This window comes from Chryseobacterium sp. X308, assembly GCF_020733145.1.
GTDB classification, from domain to species: Bacteria; Bacteroidota; Bacteroidia; order Flavobacteriales; family Weeksellaceae; genus Chryseobacterium; species Chryseobacterium cupriresistens.
The window spans coordinates 13,761-30,136 of the sequence record NZ_JAJFZH010000017.1 but is presented as its reverse complement, the minus strand read 5'-3'; the positions used below and the strand labels follow the sequence as shown (position 1 = coordinate 30,136).

Genomic DNA, 16,376 nt, shown 5'->3' with positions numbered 1-16,376 from the left:
CAAACAATACAATAAAAAGCGCTGAACATGCATTCAGCGCCTTTTTTATGCTTGAGGAGTAAGGGTTTTTCTTTCTCCGATCTGTTGTCTCCACATCGCGTAGTACAATCCTTTTTCGTCAATAAGATTGGCGTGGGAACCTGTTTCTACAATCTGTCCGCGTTCAAGAACATAAATTTTATCAGCATGCATAATGGTACTTAAACGGTGGGCAATCAGGACGGTGATCTGTTCCCTTTCTTTCGAAATTTCTTTGATCGTCGTAGTGATTTCTTCTTCGGTAATACTGTCCAGTGCAGAAGTAGCTTCATCAAAAATCAAAAGATGAGGTTTTCTTAAAAGAGCTCTTGCAATGGCAATTCTTTGTTTTTCACCACCACTCAGTTTCAGACCTCCTTCACCGATAACGGTTTCAATTCCTTTCTCAGCCCTTTCCAATAATGCGGTACAGCTTGATTTCTGTAAAGCAACGGCCAGTTCTTCCTCAGTAGCAGAAGGATTAACGAAAAGAAGGTTTTCTTTAATAGTTCCCGCAAATAACTGCGTATCCTGTGTTACAAAACCAATCTGATTTCTAAGCTCATCAAAATCAAATTCCTTTCCATTTATTCCATTGTAAAAAATATTCCCTTCCTGAGGTCTGTACAATCCAACCAATAATTTCACCAGGGTGCTTTTTCCGGAACCGCTCGGTCCTACAAAAGCAATGGTCTCACCGTTTTTAAGATCAAAAGAAATATTATTTAAAGCTTTATACTGTGCAGACTGATGCTTGAATGAAACATGTTTGAATTCCAGTTCCTCAATAGCCCCGATTTGTTTAGGGTGAAGCGGCTTTTCTTCCACTTCTTTTTTCATTAAACGGTCAAAATTCTGAAGAGAAGCCTCTGCCTCACGGTAAGAAATAATGATATTTCCAATCTCCTGCATAGGCCCGAAAATAAAGAAGCCATAAAACATCAGAGACAGATATTGACCCGGCGTCACAATATTTTTAAAAATCAAATACAATAATGTCAGGGTAATCATCTGCTGAAGAAAATTAACCATTGTTCCCTGGATAAAACTTAAAGAACGGATGCTTTTCACCTTTCTCAGTTCAAGGCCAAGGATTTTATAGGTATTGTTATTTAAACGGATTACTTCCTGATTGGTTAATCCTAAACTTTTAACAATTTCAATATTTCTTAAACTTTCAGTGGTACTTCCGGCTAAAGCAGTGGTTTCCGTTACGATATTTTTCTGGATCACTTTGATTCTCTTACTCAACAAATTGGTGACAATGGCAATAAAGAAAATTCCACAGATATAAACCGGCATAATAGACCAGTGTAAACGGATTGCATACACAGAAACGAAAATGATACTCACCAGGATTCCGAAGAATATATTGATGAAATTCGTGATGAATTTCACTGTATCTTCTCTTACTTTTGTTAAAATAGACAGCGTTTCACCGCTTCTCTGATCTTCAAATTCCTGATAAGGCAGAGCCATCGAATGCTTTAAGCCATCTGTAAATATTTTCGCTCCAAACTTTTGAGTGATCACGCTTACCACATAATCCTGGAAAGCTTTGGCAATTCTGCTTACCATTGCAGTTCCGATAAGAAGCCCCAAAAAGTAAAAAGCCCCATGATATACAGAACTTCCGTATAAATATTCATTCAGGCTTCTGGGCAATAGCTTTTCTTTATCAAAAAAGTTGGGATGGGTAACCAGCTGATCAAGGATATTTCCTGTGATTGCCGGAGCAAATAAAGAAAAAACCTGATTGACAGTAGCCAAAAATAAAGAGATGATTATCAGCCACTGATAAGGTTTTAGATATCTAAAAAGTATTTTCATTCTATTAAAAAATAATAGAACAAAATTACAGATATTATTTTAACTAACAGTGTTAATTATTGAATACAACAAAGCTCTTTTGTATTCAAGTGAAAATAATTAAATTGCAGTCTAAGTTTTTATTATGCTTACAAAAGAACAAATTGCCAAAAGAATTTCAAAAGAACTGAAAGATCGTTATTATGTAAACCTGGGAATTGGAATTCCTACTTTGGTTGCCAACTATGTTCCGGAAGGTATTTCCGTAGAATTCCAGAGTGAAAACGGAGTATTGGGTATGGGGCCTTTTCCTTTCGAAGGAGAAGAAGATGCGGATATCATCAATGCCGGAAAACAGACTATTACTATTCTGGAAGGAGGCTCATTTTTTGATTCAGCCTTCAGTTTTGGGATGATTCGTGGTCAGAAAGTAGACCTTACCATTCTTGGAGCAATGGAAGTTTCGGAAAACGGAGATATTGCCAACTGGAAAATTCCCGGAAAAATGGTAAAAGGTATGGGTGGTGCTATGGATCTTGTAGCTTCTGCTGAAAATATCATTGTAGCCATGATGCACGTAAATAAAGCAGGAGAAAGTAAAATCCTTAAGAAATGTACACTTCCTTTAACTGGCGTAAACTGTGTGAAAAAAGTAGTTACTGAATTAGCCGTTCTGGATGTAACTCCTGCGGGGTTTAAGTTGGTGGAAAGAGCACCAGGTGTTTCGGTAGAAGACATTATTAAAGCAACAGAAGCAGATCTTATCATCGAAGGGGAAATTCCTGAAATGCAGTTCTAATTCTAAATAACAATATAAAGTTTCGGCCTCACAAAGTGAGGCCGAAACTTTATATAAGGATAGAAAACAAACCGACATCGGAACTCGCAGCGTTAAAAAAATAAGTCCTGTGAACGTTAAGAAAATTCTTCTGTCCGAAGCGCGAGACCAAATTAGAACCGATAAAGAAATAATGATTCGCGCAAGTTTAGAATTTTTAGAGAACAGGATTTATTTTTAGCGGAGAGCTCCAGGTCTTGAATTTTTGTTTCTTTTGTTTGACTACGTCGAATCTTCGATTTCAAGACAAAAGAAATCAGGTCAACAAAAAACATTGTTATTATCAATAAGGTCCAGACAAATAGTTATATAGCTGACTTTAACTCCGACATTGGAACTCGCAGCGTTAAAAAAATAAATCCTGTGAACGTTAAGAAAATTCTTCTGTCCGAAGCGCGAGACCAATTCTGAATTGATTAAGAAATAATGATTTCGCGCAAGCTTAGAATTTTTAGAGAACAGGACTTATTTTTAGCGGAGAGCTCCAGGTCTTGAACTTTTGTTTCTTTTGTTTCAAGACAAAAGAAAATAAAACAAAAAAACGGTCCTTTCTTCATTTAAACACAAACAAATAGTTCTATTTACTACTTTACAACTGACATCGGAACTCGCAGCGTCAAAAAAAAATCCTGTGAACGTTAAGAAAATTCTCCTGTCCGAAGCGCGAGCCCAAATCAGAACCGATAAAGAAATAATGATTTCGCGCAAGTTTAGAATTTTTAGAGAACAGGACTTATTTTTAGCGGATAGATCCAGGTCTTGAACTTTTGTTTCTTTTATTTTAAGACAAAAGAAAATAAGACAAAAAAAACGGTCCCTTCTTCATTTAAACACAAACAAATAGTTCTATTTACTACTTTAAAAGTGACATCGGAACTCGCAGCGTCAAAAAAATAAGTCCTGTGAACGTTAAGAAAATTCTCCTGTCCGAAGCGCGAGGCAAAATCAGAACCGATAAAGAAATAATGATTTCGCGCAAGTTTAGAATTTTTAGAGAACAGGACTTATTTTTAGCGAAGAGCTCCAGGTCTTGAATTTTTGTTTCTTTTGTTTCAAGACAAAAGAAAATAAGACAAAAAAAGCTGTTTCACCATGAAACAGCTTTTATATATTTAGTCTAATCTTATTTATCTCCCATCCTGAGCTCCAAACACCTTCTGCAAAATACTCGTAGTTCTCATGGCAGGTGTATTTCTGATCCCGCTTTCTTTATCTGCTACCATTTTGAAGACACCATTAATGGTTTCTGTAGTAACATATTCGTTAAGATCTGTGGTAACAGTCTGTCCGGTAAACGTATTATATTTTGAAATCAGGTTTTTCCAAAGCGTATCGGCACCTACTTTACCTAAAGAAGCTTTTACTTTAGGCTGAAAGGCATTGAACAGCTGAGTTTGGGTTTTTCCCTGCAGATAGTTGGTTGCAGCATTATTACTCCCTAATAAAATGTTTTTAGCATCCGTAATTGTCATAGAAGTAATCGCATTTGTAAAAATAGGAGCAGCTTCTGTTACAGCATCCTCAGCAGCTCTGTTTAGCAATTTTACCCCTTCATCAGCAAGGCTTCCCATTCCGATTGAACGTAGGGTAGTATCAATTTTTCTTAATTTTTCAGGCATTAAAATCTTTACGGCCTCATTCTTGAAAAAACCATCGGTTACTGCCAGCTTTTTTACACCATCCGTTACGCCCATACTTAAAGCTTCTTTTAATCCTGAGGAAATCTGACTGGAAGTAAGGTTTCCAATATTGGCCGAAGAACTGCCTGAGGTGGTAGTTGTTGTTTTAGTAGAAGTTGCTGTACCATTATTTTTTACCGGAACATTAAGATCTACACCCGTTTTGTCTTTAACGGTAGATTTTATAATATCAAAAATTTGTGCCTGAGCTGATAGAGAAAATAATAAGCCGATTGCCAGAAAAATGTTTTTTTTCATCCTATTTTTTTACAAATTTAAATCTTTAATTTTTTTTAAGTCGACTAAATTGATCAAAAAACAAACCATAATAAACCGTATTTCATAGAATAATTTCTAGACAGAATGATTTAAAAGCTGTAAATACTTCATCTTATAGGGATCCCAACCCATAAGGTCTTTAATTTGTTTTAAAAAAAGGCTTAAAGAGTTTTGAAAAATAATTATCTTAGCTCAAACCTTAACCACATCTTATGATACGGACTTTTTTAGTATTATTTATATTGATTTCAAATGTGATTTTTGCCCAGAATAAATTAAACCTGATCCCTTATCCTCAAAAAGTTGAGCTTTTGAAAGGAGAATTTGTAATCCCAAAAACTTTCGTACTAAGCGGTAACCTGCCAAAAGAGGAAACAGAATATTTCAAAAAGAGAATAGGTTCTCAGGTAGAATTTCAATATGCTAAGAAAGGTGGTGATATTCATTTAACGAATTCTATAATTCCTCAGGCATCAGGCAAAGATGCTGAACAGAAAAAGGAATATTATTCATTAGAAATTTCTCCAAAACAGATACATATAAAGTCTTACACCAGACAAGGATACTTTCTGGCACTGCAAACACTTGTTCAGGTTTTTGGACAATATAAGGAAAGTAAGAGAATTCCTGCCTTAAAAATTGAAGACCAGCCAAAGTTTGCCTGGAGAGGAATGCACCTGGATGTCTGCCGCCACTTTTTCACAGTAGATGAAGTGAAGCAGTATATAGATTATCTGGCAATGTATAAACTGAATACCTTCCACTGGCATTTAACAGATGATCAGGGATGGAGAATTGAAATCAAAAAATATCCTAAGCTTACTCAGATCGGTTCAAAACGTAAAGAATCCATGATTGGGGCTTATGTGGATAATACTTTTGACGGAAAACCTTACGGTCCTTATTTTTATACACAGGAACAAATAAAAGACGTAGTGAAATATGCTCAGGACAGACATATTACCGTGGTTCCGGAAATAGAAATGCCTGGGCATGCATTGGCAGCTTTATCTGCATATCCTGAACTGGCATGTACCAAAGGTCCTTTTGAACCTGCTACAAAATGGGGGGTCTTTGATGATGTTTTCTGTCCGAAAGATGAAACTTTTACCTTTTTGGAAAATGTTCTGGATGAGGTCATCAAATTATTCCCTTCCCGATACATTCATATTGGTGGTGACGAGTGCCCGAAAACAAGATGGAAGGAATGTGCGCACTGCCAGGAACTGATTAAGAAAAATAATTTAAAAGATGAACATGGCTTACAAAGCTATTTTATTCAACGGATTGAAAAATATGTCAACAGCAAAGGCCGAAAAATTATTGGCTGGGACGAAATTTTAGAAGGCGGATTAGCTCCGAATGCGGCCGTAATGAGCTGGACAGGCGTGAACGGAGGTATTGAAGCCGCAAAATCAAAACACTTTGCTGTAATGACTCCCGGTGCCTACTGTTATTTTGACCACTATCAGGGAGACCCACAGTCTGAACCTAATGCTTTTGGAGGGTTTACTCCTTTGGAAAAAGTATACGCTTACAATCCTGTTCCTTCCGAACTGAATGCAGAACAGGCCCAATACATCATGGGAGTTCAGGCTAATCTGTGGACGGAATATATTCTGGATTTCAAACAGGTACAGTACATGATTTTCCCAAGATTAATGGCGCTTTCCGAAGTGGGATGGGGAACTTCAGATCCTAAAAACTATAAAGAATTTGAAAACAGAGTGATCAGCCAGTTTAAAGTTCTGGATGATATGAAGGTGAATTATGCGAGAAGCATTTATAACATCACCGGAAAAGTAATTCCTTCCAATAACGGCATTGCTTACGAGCTTTCCACTTCACAAAACTCAAACGGTATCCGATATACGCTGGATGGAACAAACCCTTCTATTAATTCTAAAACATACCAGAATGCAGTTCCGATTCCTAATTCTTTAACAATTAAGTCAGCCTATTTTGAAGACGGGCAACTAAAGAGTGCTGTTTCAACACAACAATTTACAATTTCAAAAACCACGGGGAAAAATATAACGCTTGAGCAGCAACCCAATGAAAATTATTCTTTTGGAGGTGCTTTCACTTTGGTAGACGGAATTATCGGAAATGTAAAACAGCTGGGTAAAACATGGCTGGGCTTTCAGGGTAAAGATGTGGTGGCAACCATAGATTTTGGTCAGAAAACAGCCTTCACAGAAGTGTACTTCAATACCCTTGAGAATAAAGGAAGCTGGATTCATCTGGCTAAATCTGCAAAGATTTTTGTTTCTGATGATAATAAGAATTTCAAACTGATTAAAGAGATCGGAACACCTGAAATTCAGAAGGCCGGCGGAAAAATCAAAGTGAATGTGGGAACACAGAATACAAAATACCTGAAAGTAACGATTGAAAATGCAGGTATTATTCCCGCAGGAAATCCCGGAGCAGATTCCAAAGCATGGTTGTTTGTTGATGAAATTGGTGTAAATTAGAATAAAAAATGCAGGACGATACCATACTTTCTTCCGAATTTTCATCATCACCAGATCTGGTAGAAAAGCTGTATCAGTATGGTACAACGAAAAATTATTATGAAGGTGACATTATTTTAGATGAAAATGCTTCCATCCGCTCCATTCCTATTGTGATGAAAGGAATGCTGAAAGTGATCAGAACTGAAGAAGACGGACGTGAAATTTTATTATACTACATCAAAGCCGGAGAAAGCTGTATCATGTCTTTTCTGGGTGGCATGCACAATGAAAAAAGCATCGTAAAAGCAGAGATAGAAGAGGATGCGGAAATACTTTTCTTACCGGTAGACAAGGTGTCTTTATTCATCAAAGAACATCCGGAATGGCTGGACTATATTTTCAGATTGTACCATAAACGATTTGAAGAACTTTTGGATATCATCAATGCCATTGCTTTCAAAAAAGTAGACCAGAGACTTCTCAACCTGTTGCAGAAAAAATCTGAGCTTACCCGTTCTGAAACCATTCATACAACCCATGAGCAGCTGGCCAATGAGCTGGGAACAGCAAGAGTAGTGGTCTCCAGGCTCCTCAAACAGCTGGAAGAAGACGGAAGACTCAAGCTGGGCAGAAATAAAATCGTGCTCCTGAAAACCCTGAACTCATAAGTTCTCCCTCAATTTAATCGAAGGTACTCATATTCCCCTCCTCCGGAGGGGTGGCAAAAATTCAAAGAATTTTTGACGGGGTGGTCATAGGCAGGCAATCCCAATATTCCTCACAATAACCCTTTGTATTCTTTGGGAAACCATTAATGTTCATTCGTGTTAAAAAACTCCTTATGTAACAAAAGTAGCTGTAGACTTTCATTCATATTTCCATTTTTGTATCAGAATTATTTGAATAGAAATGGAAATTATAGGATATACAGCGGCAGTTTTAATAGGCATTTCTCTGGGGTTAATCGGAGGAGGAGGAAGTATTCTCACCGTTCCCGTACTTGTTTATCTCTTTGGAATCGATGCTTTTCTGGCAACAGAATATTCCCTCTTTATAGTGGGGATGAGCAGTATTGCAGGTTCTGTATCGTATTTTAAAAAAGGACTGGTCAATTTTAAAATGGCGCTGGTGTTCGGAATACCTTCGGTAATTTCGATTTTTCTGACAAGACAATATATTCTTCCTCTGATTCCTGAAGAAATACTTCAAATACACAATTTTACCATTACCAGGAACATTTTTTTATTACTGGTTTTTGCCGGTTTGATGATTCTTGCTTCCTATAAAATGATTAAAAGAAATTCCTCAAAAGAATCTTTAGAAAGCACTAAGAATAATGCTTTTCTAGCAGCCGGACAGGGTTCAATAGTTGGTGTTTTAACGGGATTGGTAGGTGCTGGAGGCGGTTTTATGATTATTCCTGCATTAGTCAATCTTTTAAAAGTTCCCATGAAGATTGCGATAGGAACTTCATTAGTCATCATTGCTGTCAATTCTCTGATTGGTTTTCTTTCCTCTGTAAACCATGTGAAAATAGAATGGAAGTTTCTGATTTCTATTACAGCCATTGCTATTACCGGAATTATAATAGGCTCGCAATTATCCAAAAGAATTGACGGTAAAAAGCTGAAACCCGCATTCGGGTGGTTTATCCTGATCATGGGTATTTATATTATTACGAAAGAAATCTTCCTCTAATTTTCTTATGTAACAAAAGTAGCTGTACAGGAAAAAGGAAAGAAGGAGATTTGTAACAGATAACAGAATAAAAAATAAAATATAATGAAAATAGAACAGATTTATACAGGATGTCTTGCTCAGGGGGCTTACTATATTACCTCAGCAGGAGAAGCTGCTATTATTGATCCTTTAAGAGAAACTCAGCCTTATATCAACAGACTGAAAGAAGATGGAGTAGAATTGAAATACATCTTTGAAACCCATTTTCACGCAGATTTCGTCAGCGGACATCTGGATTTAAGCCATAAAACCGGAGCTCCGATTGTTTACGGGCCAACAGCCAATCCCGCCTTTAATGCAGTTATTGCAGAAGATGAACAGATATTTGAACTAGGAGATATTAAAATTAAAGTTCTTCATACACCGGGGCACACTCTTGAAAGTTCATGTTACCTTTTAATGGATGAAAGTGGTAATGAAAAAGCTCTTTTTAGTGGTGACACCTTATTCCTCGGGGATGTGGGGCGCCCTGATCTCGCACAGAAAGGAGCCAATATGACCCAGGAAGAACTGGCGGGACTTTTATATGATAGTTTGTATCATAAGATTTTGCCTTTAGATGATGATATTACGGTGTATCCAGCTCATGGAGCCGGTTCAGCCTGCGGTAAAAATATGCAGAAAGAAACCGTAGATACTCTCGGAAATCAAAAAAGAACCAATTATGCCCTGAATCAAAAGGACAGACAGAGCTTTATAAAAGAAGTAACGGATGGTCTTTTACCCCCACCAGCGTATTTCGGAATGAATGTGATGATGAATAAAAAAGGGTACAGCAGTTTTGATGAAGTACTTTTAAAAGGGTTGCATGCCCTTGCTCCGGAACAGTTTGAAGAAATTGCTGAAGCCTCAGGAGCTTTGATTTTAGATGTAAGATCCAATCGTGAATTTGCCGGAGGTTTTATCCCGCAGTCCATCAATATAGGATTAGACGGTGATTTTGCTCCTTGGGTGGGTGCTTTAATTGCTGATGTCAACCAGCCTATTCTGCTGGTCACTGAAAAAGGAGCTGAAGAAGAAACGGTAACCCGTTTGAGTAGAGTAGGATTTGATCATATTTTAGGTTTTCTGGATGGAGGTTTTGAAAGCTGGAAAACAAGCGGAAAAGAAACAGACTTTGTCAACCGTATCTCTGCAGAACAGTTTGAAACTGAAATCAAAGAGAAAGAAGCAAAAATTATTGATATAAGAAAAGAGAGTGAGTACCATGCAGAACATATTCACAAAGCTTACAGTAAACCTCTGGCCTATATCAATGAATGGATTCATGAGATAGAGCCAGCAGAACATTTCTACATGCATTGTGGAAGCGGCTATAGAAGCACAATGGCAGCGAGTATCCTTCAGGCAAGAGGCTACAGAAACTTTTCAGAAATTGAAGGTGGTTTTAAAGCCATTGCCTCCACAAATGTTCCTACAAGTGATTTTGTGTGTCAGACTAAAATTTTAAATAAATTGAATTAAAAAATGTTAGAAATTATAAAAGAACCCTGGCCGTGGTATGTTGCCGGGCCATTGATTGGTCTTACCGTCCCTGCCTTATTGATTATGGGAAATAAATCCTTTGGAATCAGTTCCTCGCTGAGACATATCTGTGCAGCCTGTGTTCCGGCCAATGTGAATTTTTTCAGATACGACTGGAAAAAAGAAGCCTGGAATTTATTTTTTGTACTGGGAATCTTCTTCGGAGGATTGATTACATCCCAATTTTTGGTGAATCCCAATGAAATAACAGTGAATACTGACCTGAAAGCAGAATTGGCAGGCTACGGAATTACAGATTACAGCAATCTGGTTCCGTTACAACTGATGAATTTCGAAAGCCTGTTGACCCTTAGGGGATTTATCATGATGGTAGTGGGAGGATTTTTGGTCGGTTTCGGAACAAGATATGCGGGCGGATGTACCAGCGGACATGCCATTATGGGACTTTCCAACCTGCAGTGGCCATCTCTGGTAGCAACAGTCTGTTTCATGATCGGTGGATTTTTAATGGCTAATCTTATTCTGCCTGCCATTCTATCCCTATAAGTAATTTAAAAAAGAGAAGTTTACATTATGAGCAAAGAAAAAGAAAACGATATAGGCCATCAGGATACTGTTTGTGTGAACGAAAGTGTCCTTACTCACCAATGGTATCACAACCTGAAATACCTTGCTGCCGGAATTATTTTTGGAATTATTTTCGTGAAAGCAGAGGTGATCAGCTGGTTCAGAATACAGGAAATGTTCCGCCTGCAGTCTTTCCATATGTACGGAATTATTGGAAGTGCTGTATTGGTAGGAATCATTTCAGTAGGGCTGATTAAAAAATTTAAAATAAAAACAATGTATGGGGAGCCTATTACATTGACCCCTAAAAAGTTCAACAAAGGTCAGATCTACGGTGGATTGATTTTTGGTTTTGGCTGGGCGATAACCGGAGCCTGTCCGGGACCTCTTTTTGCTCAGATCGGGACGGGTGCTTTAGCCGTATCTGTTACCTTACTGAGCGCTATTGCCGGAACGTGGGTATATGGATATTTCAGAGACAAATTGCCTCATTGATACCTTTATAAAAAAGACTGCAGAGTATTTCTGCAGTCTCTCCAAGTATAAAAATTATGAATAAATAAAATTCTCCGCACCTAAAGCCATATAAAGATTAATGCGCTCTATTCTGTACTGAAGTTCCAGATTGATGAGGTTCATTTCATTTTTCAAAAGATCCCTCTGTTTACGGATCAGTACAAAACTGTTGCTGGTACCGACCTTTATTTGTTTCTCAGTTAGAGAAATATTGTTTTTCAGCTCATTGACAGCGTTGGTTGTATAAGCCATCTGTTTTTCAATAGAACGGAGATTAGCTAAAGATGATTCCACTTCGTTCAATGCATTCAGAACAGCTTTTGAATATTCTTCAACAACCTGTTTCTGCTGGGAATTTTTTACTTCCACATTCTTTTTCAGCTTTCCACCGTTGAATAGCGGAGAAACTAATCCTCCGCCTACTTTTACCAAAGGATTGGAAAATAAAGAATTAATGGATTCCACATTACTTCCGGCACTACCAAGTGAAGAACTGATACTTAATGAAGGAAGTCTTGCCGCTTTAGCTTCCTGTACTTCATAAAAAGCCTTTTCGATCTGGAAATGACTCGCCTGTATGTCTGATCGGTTTTCAAGAAGTTCCAGAGGAAAAGATTCCGGAATACTGCTTTTTACAGAATTAAAGAAATTCTGGGTTGCCAGTTTTCCCTCCGGATACTTTCCGGTAAGAAGCTCCAGAGACCTTCTCGACTGCATATTGGCATTTTTAATCTTTTCAAGATACCCCTGCAGGGAAATAATTTCGGCAGAAATATTGGACACATCAATAGCATTTGCCGTTCCAACTTTCTTTTGAATGATGTAGAGTTTTTCCAGGTCTTTGGTCTTCTGAATATAGCTTTCAATCTTATCTTCCTGAATGTTTCCTGCAATATTCAGATAATAAGCTTTGGCAATCATTCCTGCAATAGACTGATGCAGCAGTGTATTCTGATGTTTTGCAGAAAAATAACTGCTGGTGCTGGCCATCTGTGACGATTTATTTTTACCCCAAAGGTCAATTTCCCAATTGGCTTTTAACGCAAGGCGCTGAACCTGGCTGCCACTGACCAGATTATTCGAAGTGTTGGCTACAGCACTTACGCTTGGATAAAGGTCGCTTCCGGCAATTTCCATTGCCAGCTCAATCTGGTTAAGCTTTTCTCTGGCAATAATAAGATCTGCATTGTATAACATTCCTTCTTTAACCAGGGCTTCCAGCTGTGAGGTCTTAAGATCATTGATCCAGTCGTAGGAAATTGATTTTGATCCAGCCTTTCTGTCAAAAATCCAGTCATCAGGAATTTGTATATGAGAAGCAATTTCACTCTTTTCTTTAAGCTGATCTATATTTTCCTTCGTAGCCTCTTTATAACCGATGCAGGAGCTTAAGGATCCAGCAAGTATGCTCACTAAAATTAACTTTTTATACATGTTAATGAAGTTTAGGAATCAGGAAGTTGATTTTGCTGTTGATACGCACCATTACTTTTCTGATAAGATGAAGAGGTTTAATGTGGTCAGAATAAATAACCGCAGTTCCTCTTGCTCCCACTGTAAGCTGCTTCTGATTGTCTTCCAGTACAAATTTGGCAATAAGCTTTCCATCGGTTTCCGGCAATTGTCTTGCCGTATCAGGAAGTCCGGCTGTAGAACCGTTTCCGCCCAGCATTCCTCCTGCATTATTCATGATCCCCTGGCTGGTAGCATCGATGACGTATTCAAGTCTGGCCTTTACCACTTTTCCAGGTTCTGTTTTAAGAGCAAGCTCTACTTCATTTCCTTTTTTTACGGTTTCAAGTTCATTCTGAGCAAAAAATCCAATGACTGACTGTTGTTTCTGAATCAGAACAAATGCAGATTTGAAAGGTGCCATAATAGCTCCTTCATTCAGCTGAACATTCGGAATTACACCATCTGTAGGTGCCAGAACAACGGTTTGGGAGAGATTCCATTTAGCCTGTTCCAGCTTAGCCTGGATCTCAGACACTGATGAATTTTCTCCACCATAAGAAGCATTGGATTTTGTTTCCAAAGACTGCTGTTGTGACTGTGCAGCACTGATTCTGGATTGCAGATCACGTGCATTGGTTATCGCCTGTTCAAGATCAAATTTGTTGGCAGCTCCAGCCTGTACAAGCTCCTGATATTGAGATACTCTTTTGTTGGCAAGATCAAGCTGCGACTGTAATGCCGTAATATTTTTTCTGGAGGCCGAAATGTCTGCATCATAAGAATGTACAGTGGCTTTCATACTGCTCAGTTTAGCTTCCAGTGATTTAATTTCCTGTAAATAGGGCTCCCTGTCAAGCATAAATAAAGTATCTCCCTTTTTTACTTCCTGGTTGGTACTTACATATACTTTTTTTACCTTTCCCAAAACCTGGGTTGTGATATCCACACTTCTGTTTCCTACCTTTACATCAGAGGTAATAGGACAGTAATAATTTAAACTCAATATCAAGGCGATAGATCCGAAAATAGGCAGTGAATACACTATTACCTGTGTGGTAAATGTCCACGGGATCAATTTTAATTTTTTAATGAGAAGCCAGCAAATACCGGCATATATTGCAACTAGTAATTCCAGCATGTCTTTTAATTTTCGATGGGTTTAAATTCTTCTTCAGGTAAATTTGTGTTGTCTGTTTCCTTTTCAGGAGTTGTCTGGTTTCCATAATCATAGTTGGCCCAGATTAAGGCAACCGGCCATAAAAGGCCGCCAAAGACCAGAGAAAGAAGGCACATGCTTTTGATAGCGTTCAGTTGAGGATGATTTTTCTTTTCTGCTACCTTTTCCGGATAAATATGAAGTTTCCAGAAGAGATAAATTCCGGCAGCAGGCAATACAAGCAGGATTAGCCAGGATGCTCCGTCAGCTATTTTGTCTTCAATATTGCCTGTAGATGCCTGAGCAAAATTGCATGCCAGTAACAGGCAGAGAATGGTGGTTATTCTTTGCATAAATATATAATGGTAATAAAATTTTGACTTAAGAAAATACAGATTCAGATCCCGATGAATATCCGGACAATCACATATTAATCCTGTTAAGAGGTAAAGACTATTCTATAAGATGGAATGCTTTGAAGATGATTATATTTTTTTTCATTTGGTTTTTTTATGTGTGAAGAACAAGTTTTTGACCGGACAAAATTATACTGAATGCAACAATTAAAAATATTCTTAAGTTATTTTTTTCCTTGATTCTTTTTTTTATTGTCCCTGGCAGTAATACGGGAAAGGGAATTGGGTGTAATGCCCAGAAAATTAGCAATATATTTTCTGTTGGCATTTTGGCAGACAAAAGGATGGCTGTTCAGAAAATCTTCATAACGGGAAAGCGGCGAGCTCCTGCAGAACTGCTCTGTACGTGCTGATAAAATGCTGATAATCTGTTTTAACGATTTCAAATACAAATTGTAAATTCCTTTATGCTGAAAGGCAGTCTGCTCAAATTCACCTTTGTTAAAAAGAATAATCTGAGAATCAATCACAGCTTGTATGGTATACTTTTTAGTCCCTTCAGCAGAATAAGATTCCGGACTCTCCAGAAAGGCAACCTCTTTTTCTGAGGGCAGAAAAGTATTAATTTCAACTCCGTTTTCATCATCAAAGAAAAATCTCAAAAGACCATTGGTCAATATAAATAAATGGTTAAACGGCTGACCTGGCTCTAACAGTTTTTCTTTTTTCCGAAGAAGCTTGGGAGTACTGATGCTTGCAAGGACCTGGATTTCTTCATCCGATAATTCCTTAAAGCAATCCATTTTTCTAAAGGTTTTAAACATATATATTAATTAAAATAACCATTATAAAAATAATAAAAAATTGCCAAGAAAAATAGTGGGAAAACCATAAGATTTACAACGGATTTTTTTAAGATATTTGCTTTGTATTAAATAATTCTTACATCCAATGAACAATAACCGAAGAAGTTTTATCAAAAAACTGGGAATTGCAACCGCAGCACTTACCATTAACCCTTTAGAACTAATGGCCGCAGAACGACCTGAAAGTAAAAAAATCATCAATAAACCTATCGTTCTTTCCACCTGGAATTTCGGATTAAAAGCCAATGAAGAAGCATGGACCATCCTTGGAAAAGGAGGACGGGCTTTGGATGCCGTAGAAAAGGGAGTACGTCTTGTAGAACTAGATCCGAAAGAAAGAAGTGTAGGATATGGAGGCCGTCCGGACAGAGACGGAAGAGTGACGCTGGATGCATGTATCATGGATGAGAATTATAATATCGGTTCCGTAGCATGTCTGGAACATGTTAAAAACCCGATTTCGGTTGCAAGAGCTGTAATGGAAAAAACACCCCACGTTATGCTGGTTGGGGACGGTGCACTGCAGTTTGCCCTTTCACAAGGTTTTAAAAAAGAGAATCTTCTCACTCCTGAATCAGAAAAAGAATGGAAAGAATGGTTAAAGACCAGCCAATACAAGCCCATTGCCAATATTGAAAACCATGATACCATCGGAATGATCGCTTTGGATGCACAAGGAAATCTTTCCGGAGCCTGTACTACCAGTGGAATGGCTTTCAAAATGCATGGCAGGGTAGGAGATTCCCCGATTATCGGAGCAGGCCTGTTTGTTGATAACGAAGTAGGAGCAGCTACGGCAACAGGTCATGGTGAAGAAGTCATAAGAACGGTAGGAACACATCTTGTAGTTGAATTGATGAGACAAGGCAGAAGCCCTCAGGAAGCCTGTAAAGAAGCTGTAGAGAGAATTGTAAAAATCAATCAGCGAAGAAACAAAAATCTGAAAGATATTCAGGTAGGTTTTATTGCCATCAATAAACAGGGAGAATATGGGTCTTATTGTATTCAGGATGGATTCAACTTTGCGGTGTACGATCAGAAAGGAAACCGCCTTGAAAAGCCTGAATTTGCTTTGAAATAATTAATATTCAATAGGAACGGGCTATAATCCTGAGCATAGACGAAGGAAGCCCATTTAAACAAATCAATGACA

Annotated in this window: 14 protein-coding genes; 8 read left to right on the top strand and 6 right to left on the bottom strand. The window is 38.0% G+C overall.

Features of this window, described 5'->3' with window-relative positions; translation table 11 throughout:
* Positions 1-45: 45 nt before the first annotated feature.
* On the bottom strand, positions 46-1,848 hold the full coding sequence (locus LIV57_RS16905; protein ID WP_227943554.1) for an ABC transporter ATP-binding protein: 1,803 nt from the start codon (positions 1,846-1,848) through the stop codon (positions 46-48).
* Positions 1,849-1,972: 124 nt separating this feature from the next.
* On the opposite strand from LIV57_RS16905, the gene LIV57_RS16900 reads away from it, so the two are divergent.
* Positions 1,973-2,626 carry a CoA transferase subunit B gene (locus LIV57_RS16900; RefSeq protein WP_002980639.1) on the top strand — a complete coding sequence of 218 codons (654 nt, stop codon included), beginning with the start codon at positions 1,973-1,975 and terminating at the stop codon, positions 2,624-2,626.
* A gap of 1,166 nt (positions 2,627-3,792) precedes the next feature.
* On the opposite strand, the gene LIV57_RS16895 is transcribed toward LIV57_RS16900, so the two are convergent.
* Complete coding sequence (locus LIV57_RS16895; RefSeq protein WP_227943553.1) at positions 3,793-4,602, bottom strand: DUF4197 domain-containing protein; 810 nt, start codon at positions 4,600-4,602, stop codon at positions 3,793-3,795.
* A gap of 233 nt (positions 4,603-4,835) precedes the next feature.
* Between LIV57_RS16895 and LIV57_RS16890 the strand changes: the two genes are divergently transcribed.
* From LIV57_RS16890 to LIV57_RS16865, 6 genes are all read left to right on the top strand, one after another.
* Positions 4,836-7,100, top strand: coding sequence for a family 20 glycosylhydrolase (locus tag LIV57_RS16890; protein WP_227943552.1), 2,265 nt, complete (start codon positions 4,836-4,838; stop codon positions 7,098-7,100).
* An 8-nt stretch (positions 7,101-7,108) separates the two neighbouring features.
* Positions 7,109-7,750: a Crp/Fnr family transcriptional regulator gene (locus tag LIV57_RS16885; protein WP_227943551.1), complete on the top strand. Its 642-nt coding sequence runs from the start codon at positions 7,109-7,111 to the stop codon at positions 7,748-7,750.
* Positions 7,751-7,991: 241 nt separating this feature from the next.
* Positions 7,992-8,780, top strand: a complete 789-nt coding sequence (locus tag LIV57_RS16880; protein ID WP_227943550.1) for a sulfite exporter TauE/SafE family protein — start codon at positions 7,992-7,994, stop codon at positions 8,778-8,780.
* 84 nt (positions 8,781-8,864) lie between these two features.
* On the top strand, positions 8,865-10,286 hold the full coding sequence (locus LIV57_RS16875; protein ID WP_227943549.1) for an MBL fold metallo-hydrolase: 1,422 nt from the start codon (positions 8,865-8,867) through the stop codon (positions 10,284-10,286).
* Positions 10,287-10,289: 3 nt separating this feature from the next.
* Positions 10,290-10,853 carry a YeeE/YedE family protein gene (locus LIV57_RS16870; RefSeq protein ID WP_227943548.1) on the top strand — a complete coding sequence of 188 codons (564 nt, stop codon included), beginning with the start codon at positions 10,290-10,292 and terminating at the stop codon, positions 10,851-10,853.
* A 27-nt stretch (positions 10,854-10,880) separates the two neighbouring features.
* Positions 10,881-11,369 carry a DUF6691 family protein gene (locus tag LIV57_RS16865; RefSeq protein ID WP_227943547.1) on the top strand — a complete coding sequence of 163 codons (489 nt, stop codon included), beginning with the start codon at positions 10,881-10,883 and terminating at the stop codon, positions 11,367-11,369.
* A gap of 54 nt (positions 11,370-11,423) precedes the next feature.
* On the opposite strand, the gene LIV57_RS16860 is transcribed toward LIV57_RS16865, so the two are convergent.
* From LIV57_RS16860 to LIV57_RS16845, 4 genes are all read right to left on the bottom strand, one after another.
* Positions 11,424-12,803, bottom strand: a complete 1,380-nt coding sequence (locus LIV57_RS16860) for a TolC family protein (protein WP_227943546.1) — start codon at positions 12,801-12,803, stop codon at positions 11,424-11,426.
* A 22-nt stretch (positions 12,804-12,825) separates the two neighbouring features.
* On the bottom strand, positions 12,826-13,983 hold the full coding sequence (locus LIV57_RS16855; RefSeq protein WP_227943545.1) for an HlyD family secretion protein: 1,158 nt from the start codon (positions 13,981-13,983) through the stop codon (positions 12,826-12,828).
* A gap of 5 nt (positions 13,984-13,988) precedes the next feature.
* Complete coding sequence (locus LIV57_RS16850) at positions 13,989-14,354, bottom strand: DUF3302 domain-containing protein (RefSeq protein WP_227943544.1); 366 nt, start codon at positions 14,352-14,354, stop codon at positions 13,989-13,991.
* A gap of 227 nt (positions 14,355-14,581) precedes the next feature.
* A complete protein-coding gene (locus LIV57_RS16845) occupies positions 14,582-15,160 on the bottom strand; it encodes a Crp/Fnr family transcriptional regulator (protein ID WP_227943543.1) in 579 nt (192 codons plus the stop codon).
* A 148-nt stretch (positions 15,161-15,308) separates the two neighbouring features.
* Here LIV57_RS16845 and LIV57_RS16840 point away from each other — a divergent pair, with 148 nt between their 5' ends.
* Positions 15,309-16,304: an isoaspartyl peptidase/L-asparaginase family protein gene (locus tag LIV57_RS16840; RefSeq protein WP_227943542.1), complete on the top strand. Its 996-nt coding sequence runs from the start codon at positions 15,309-15,311 to the stop codon at positions 16,302-16,304.
* Positions 16,305-16,376 lie beyond the last annotated feature (72 nt).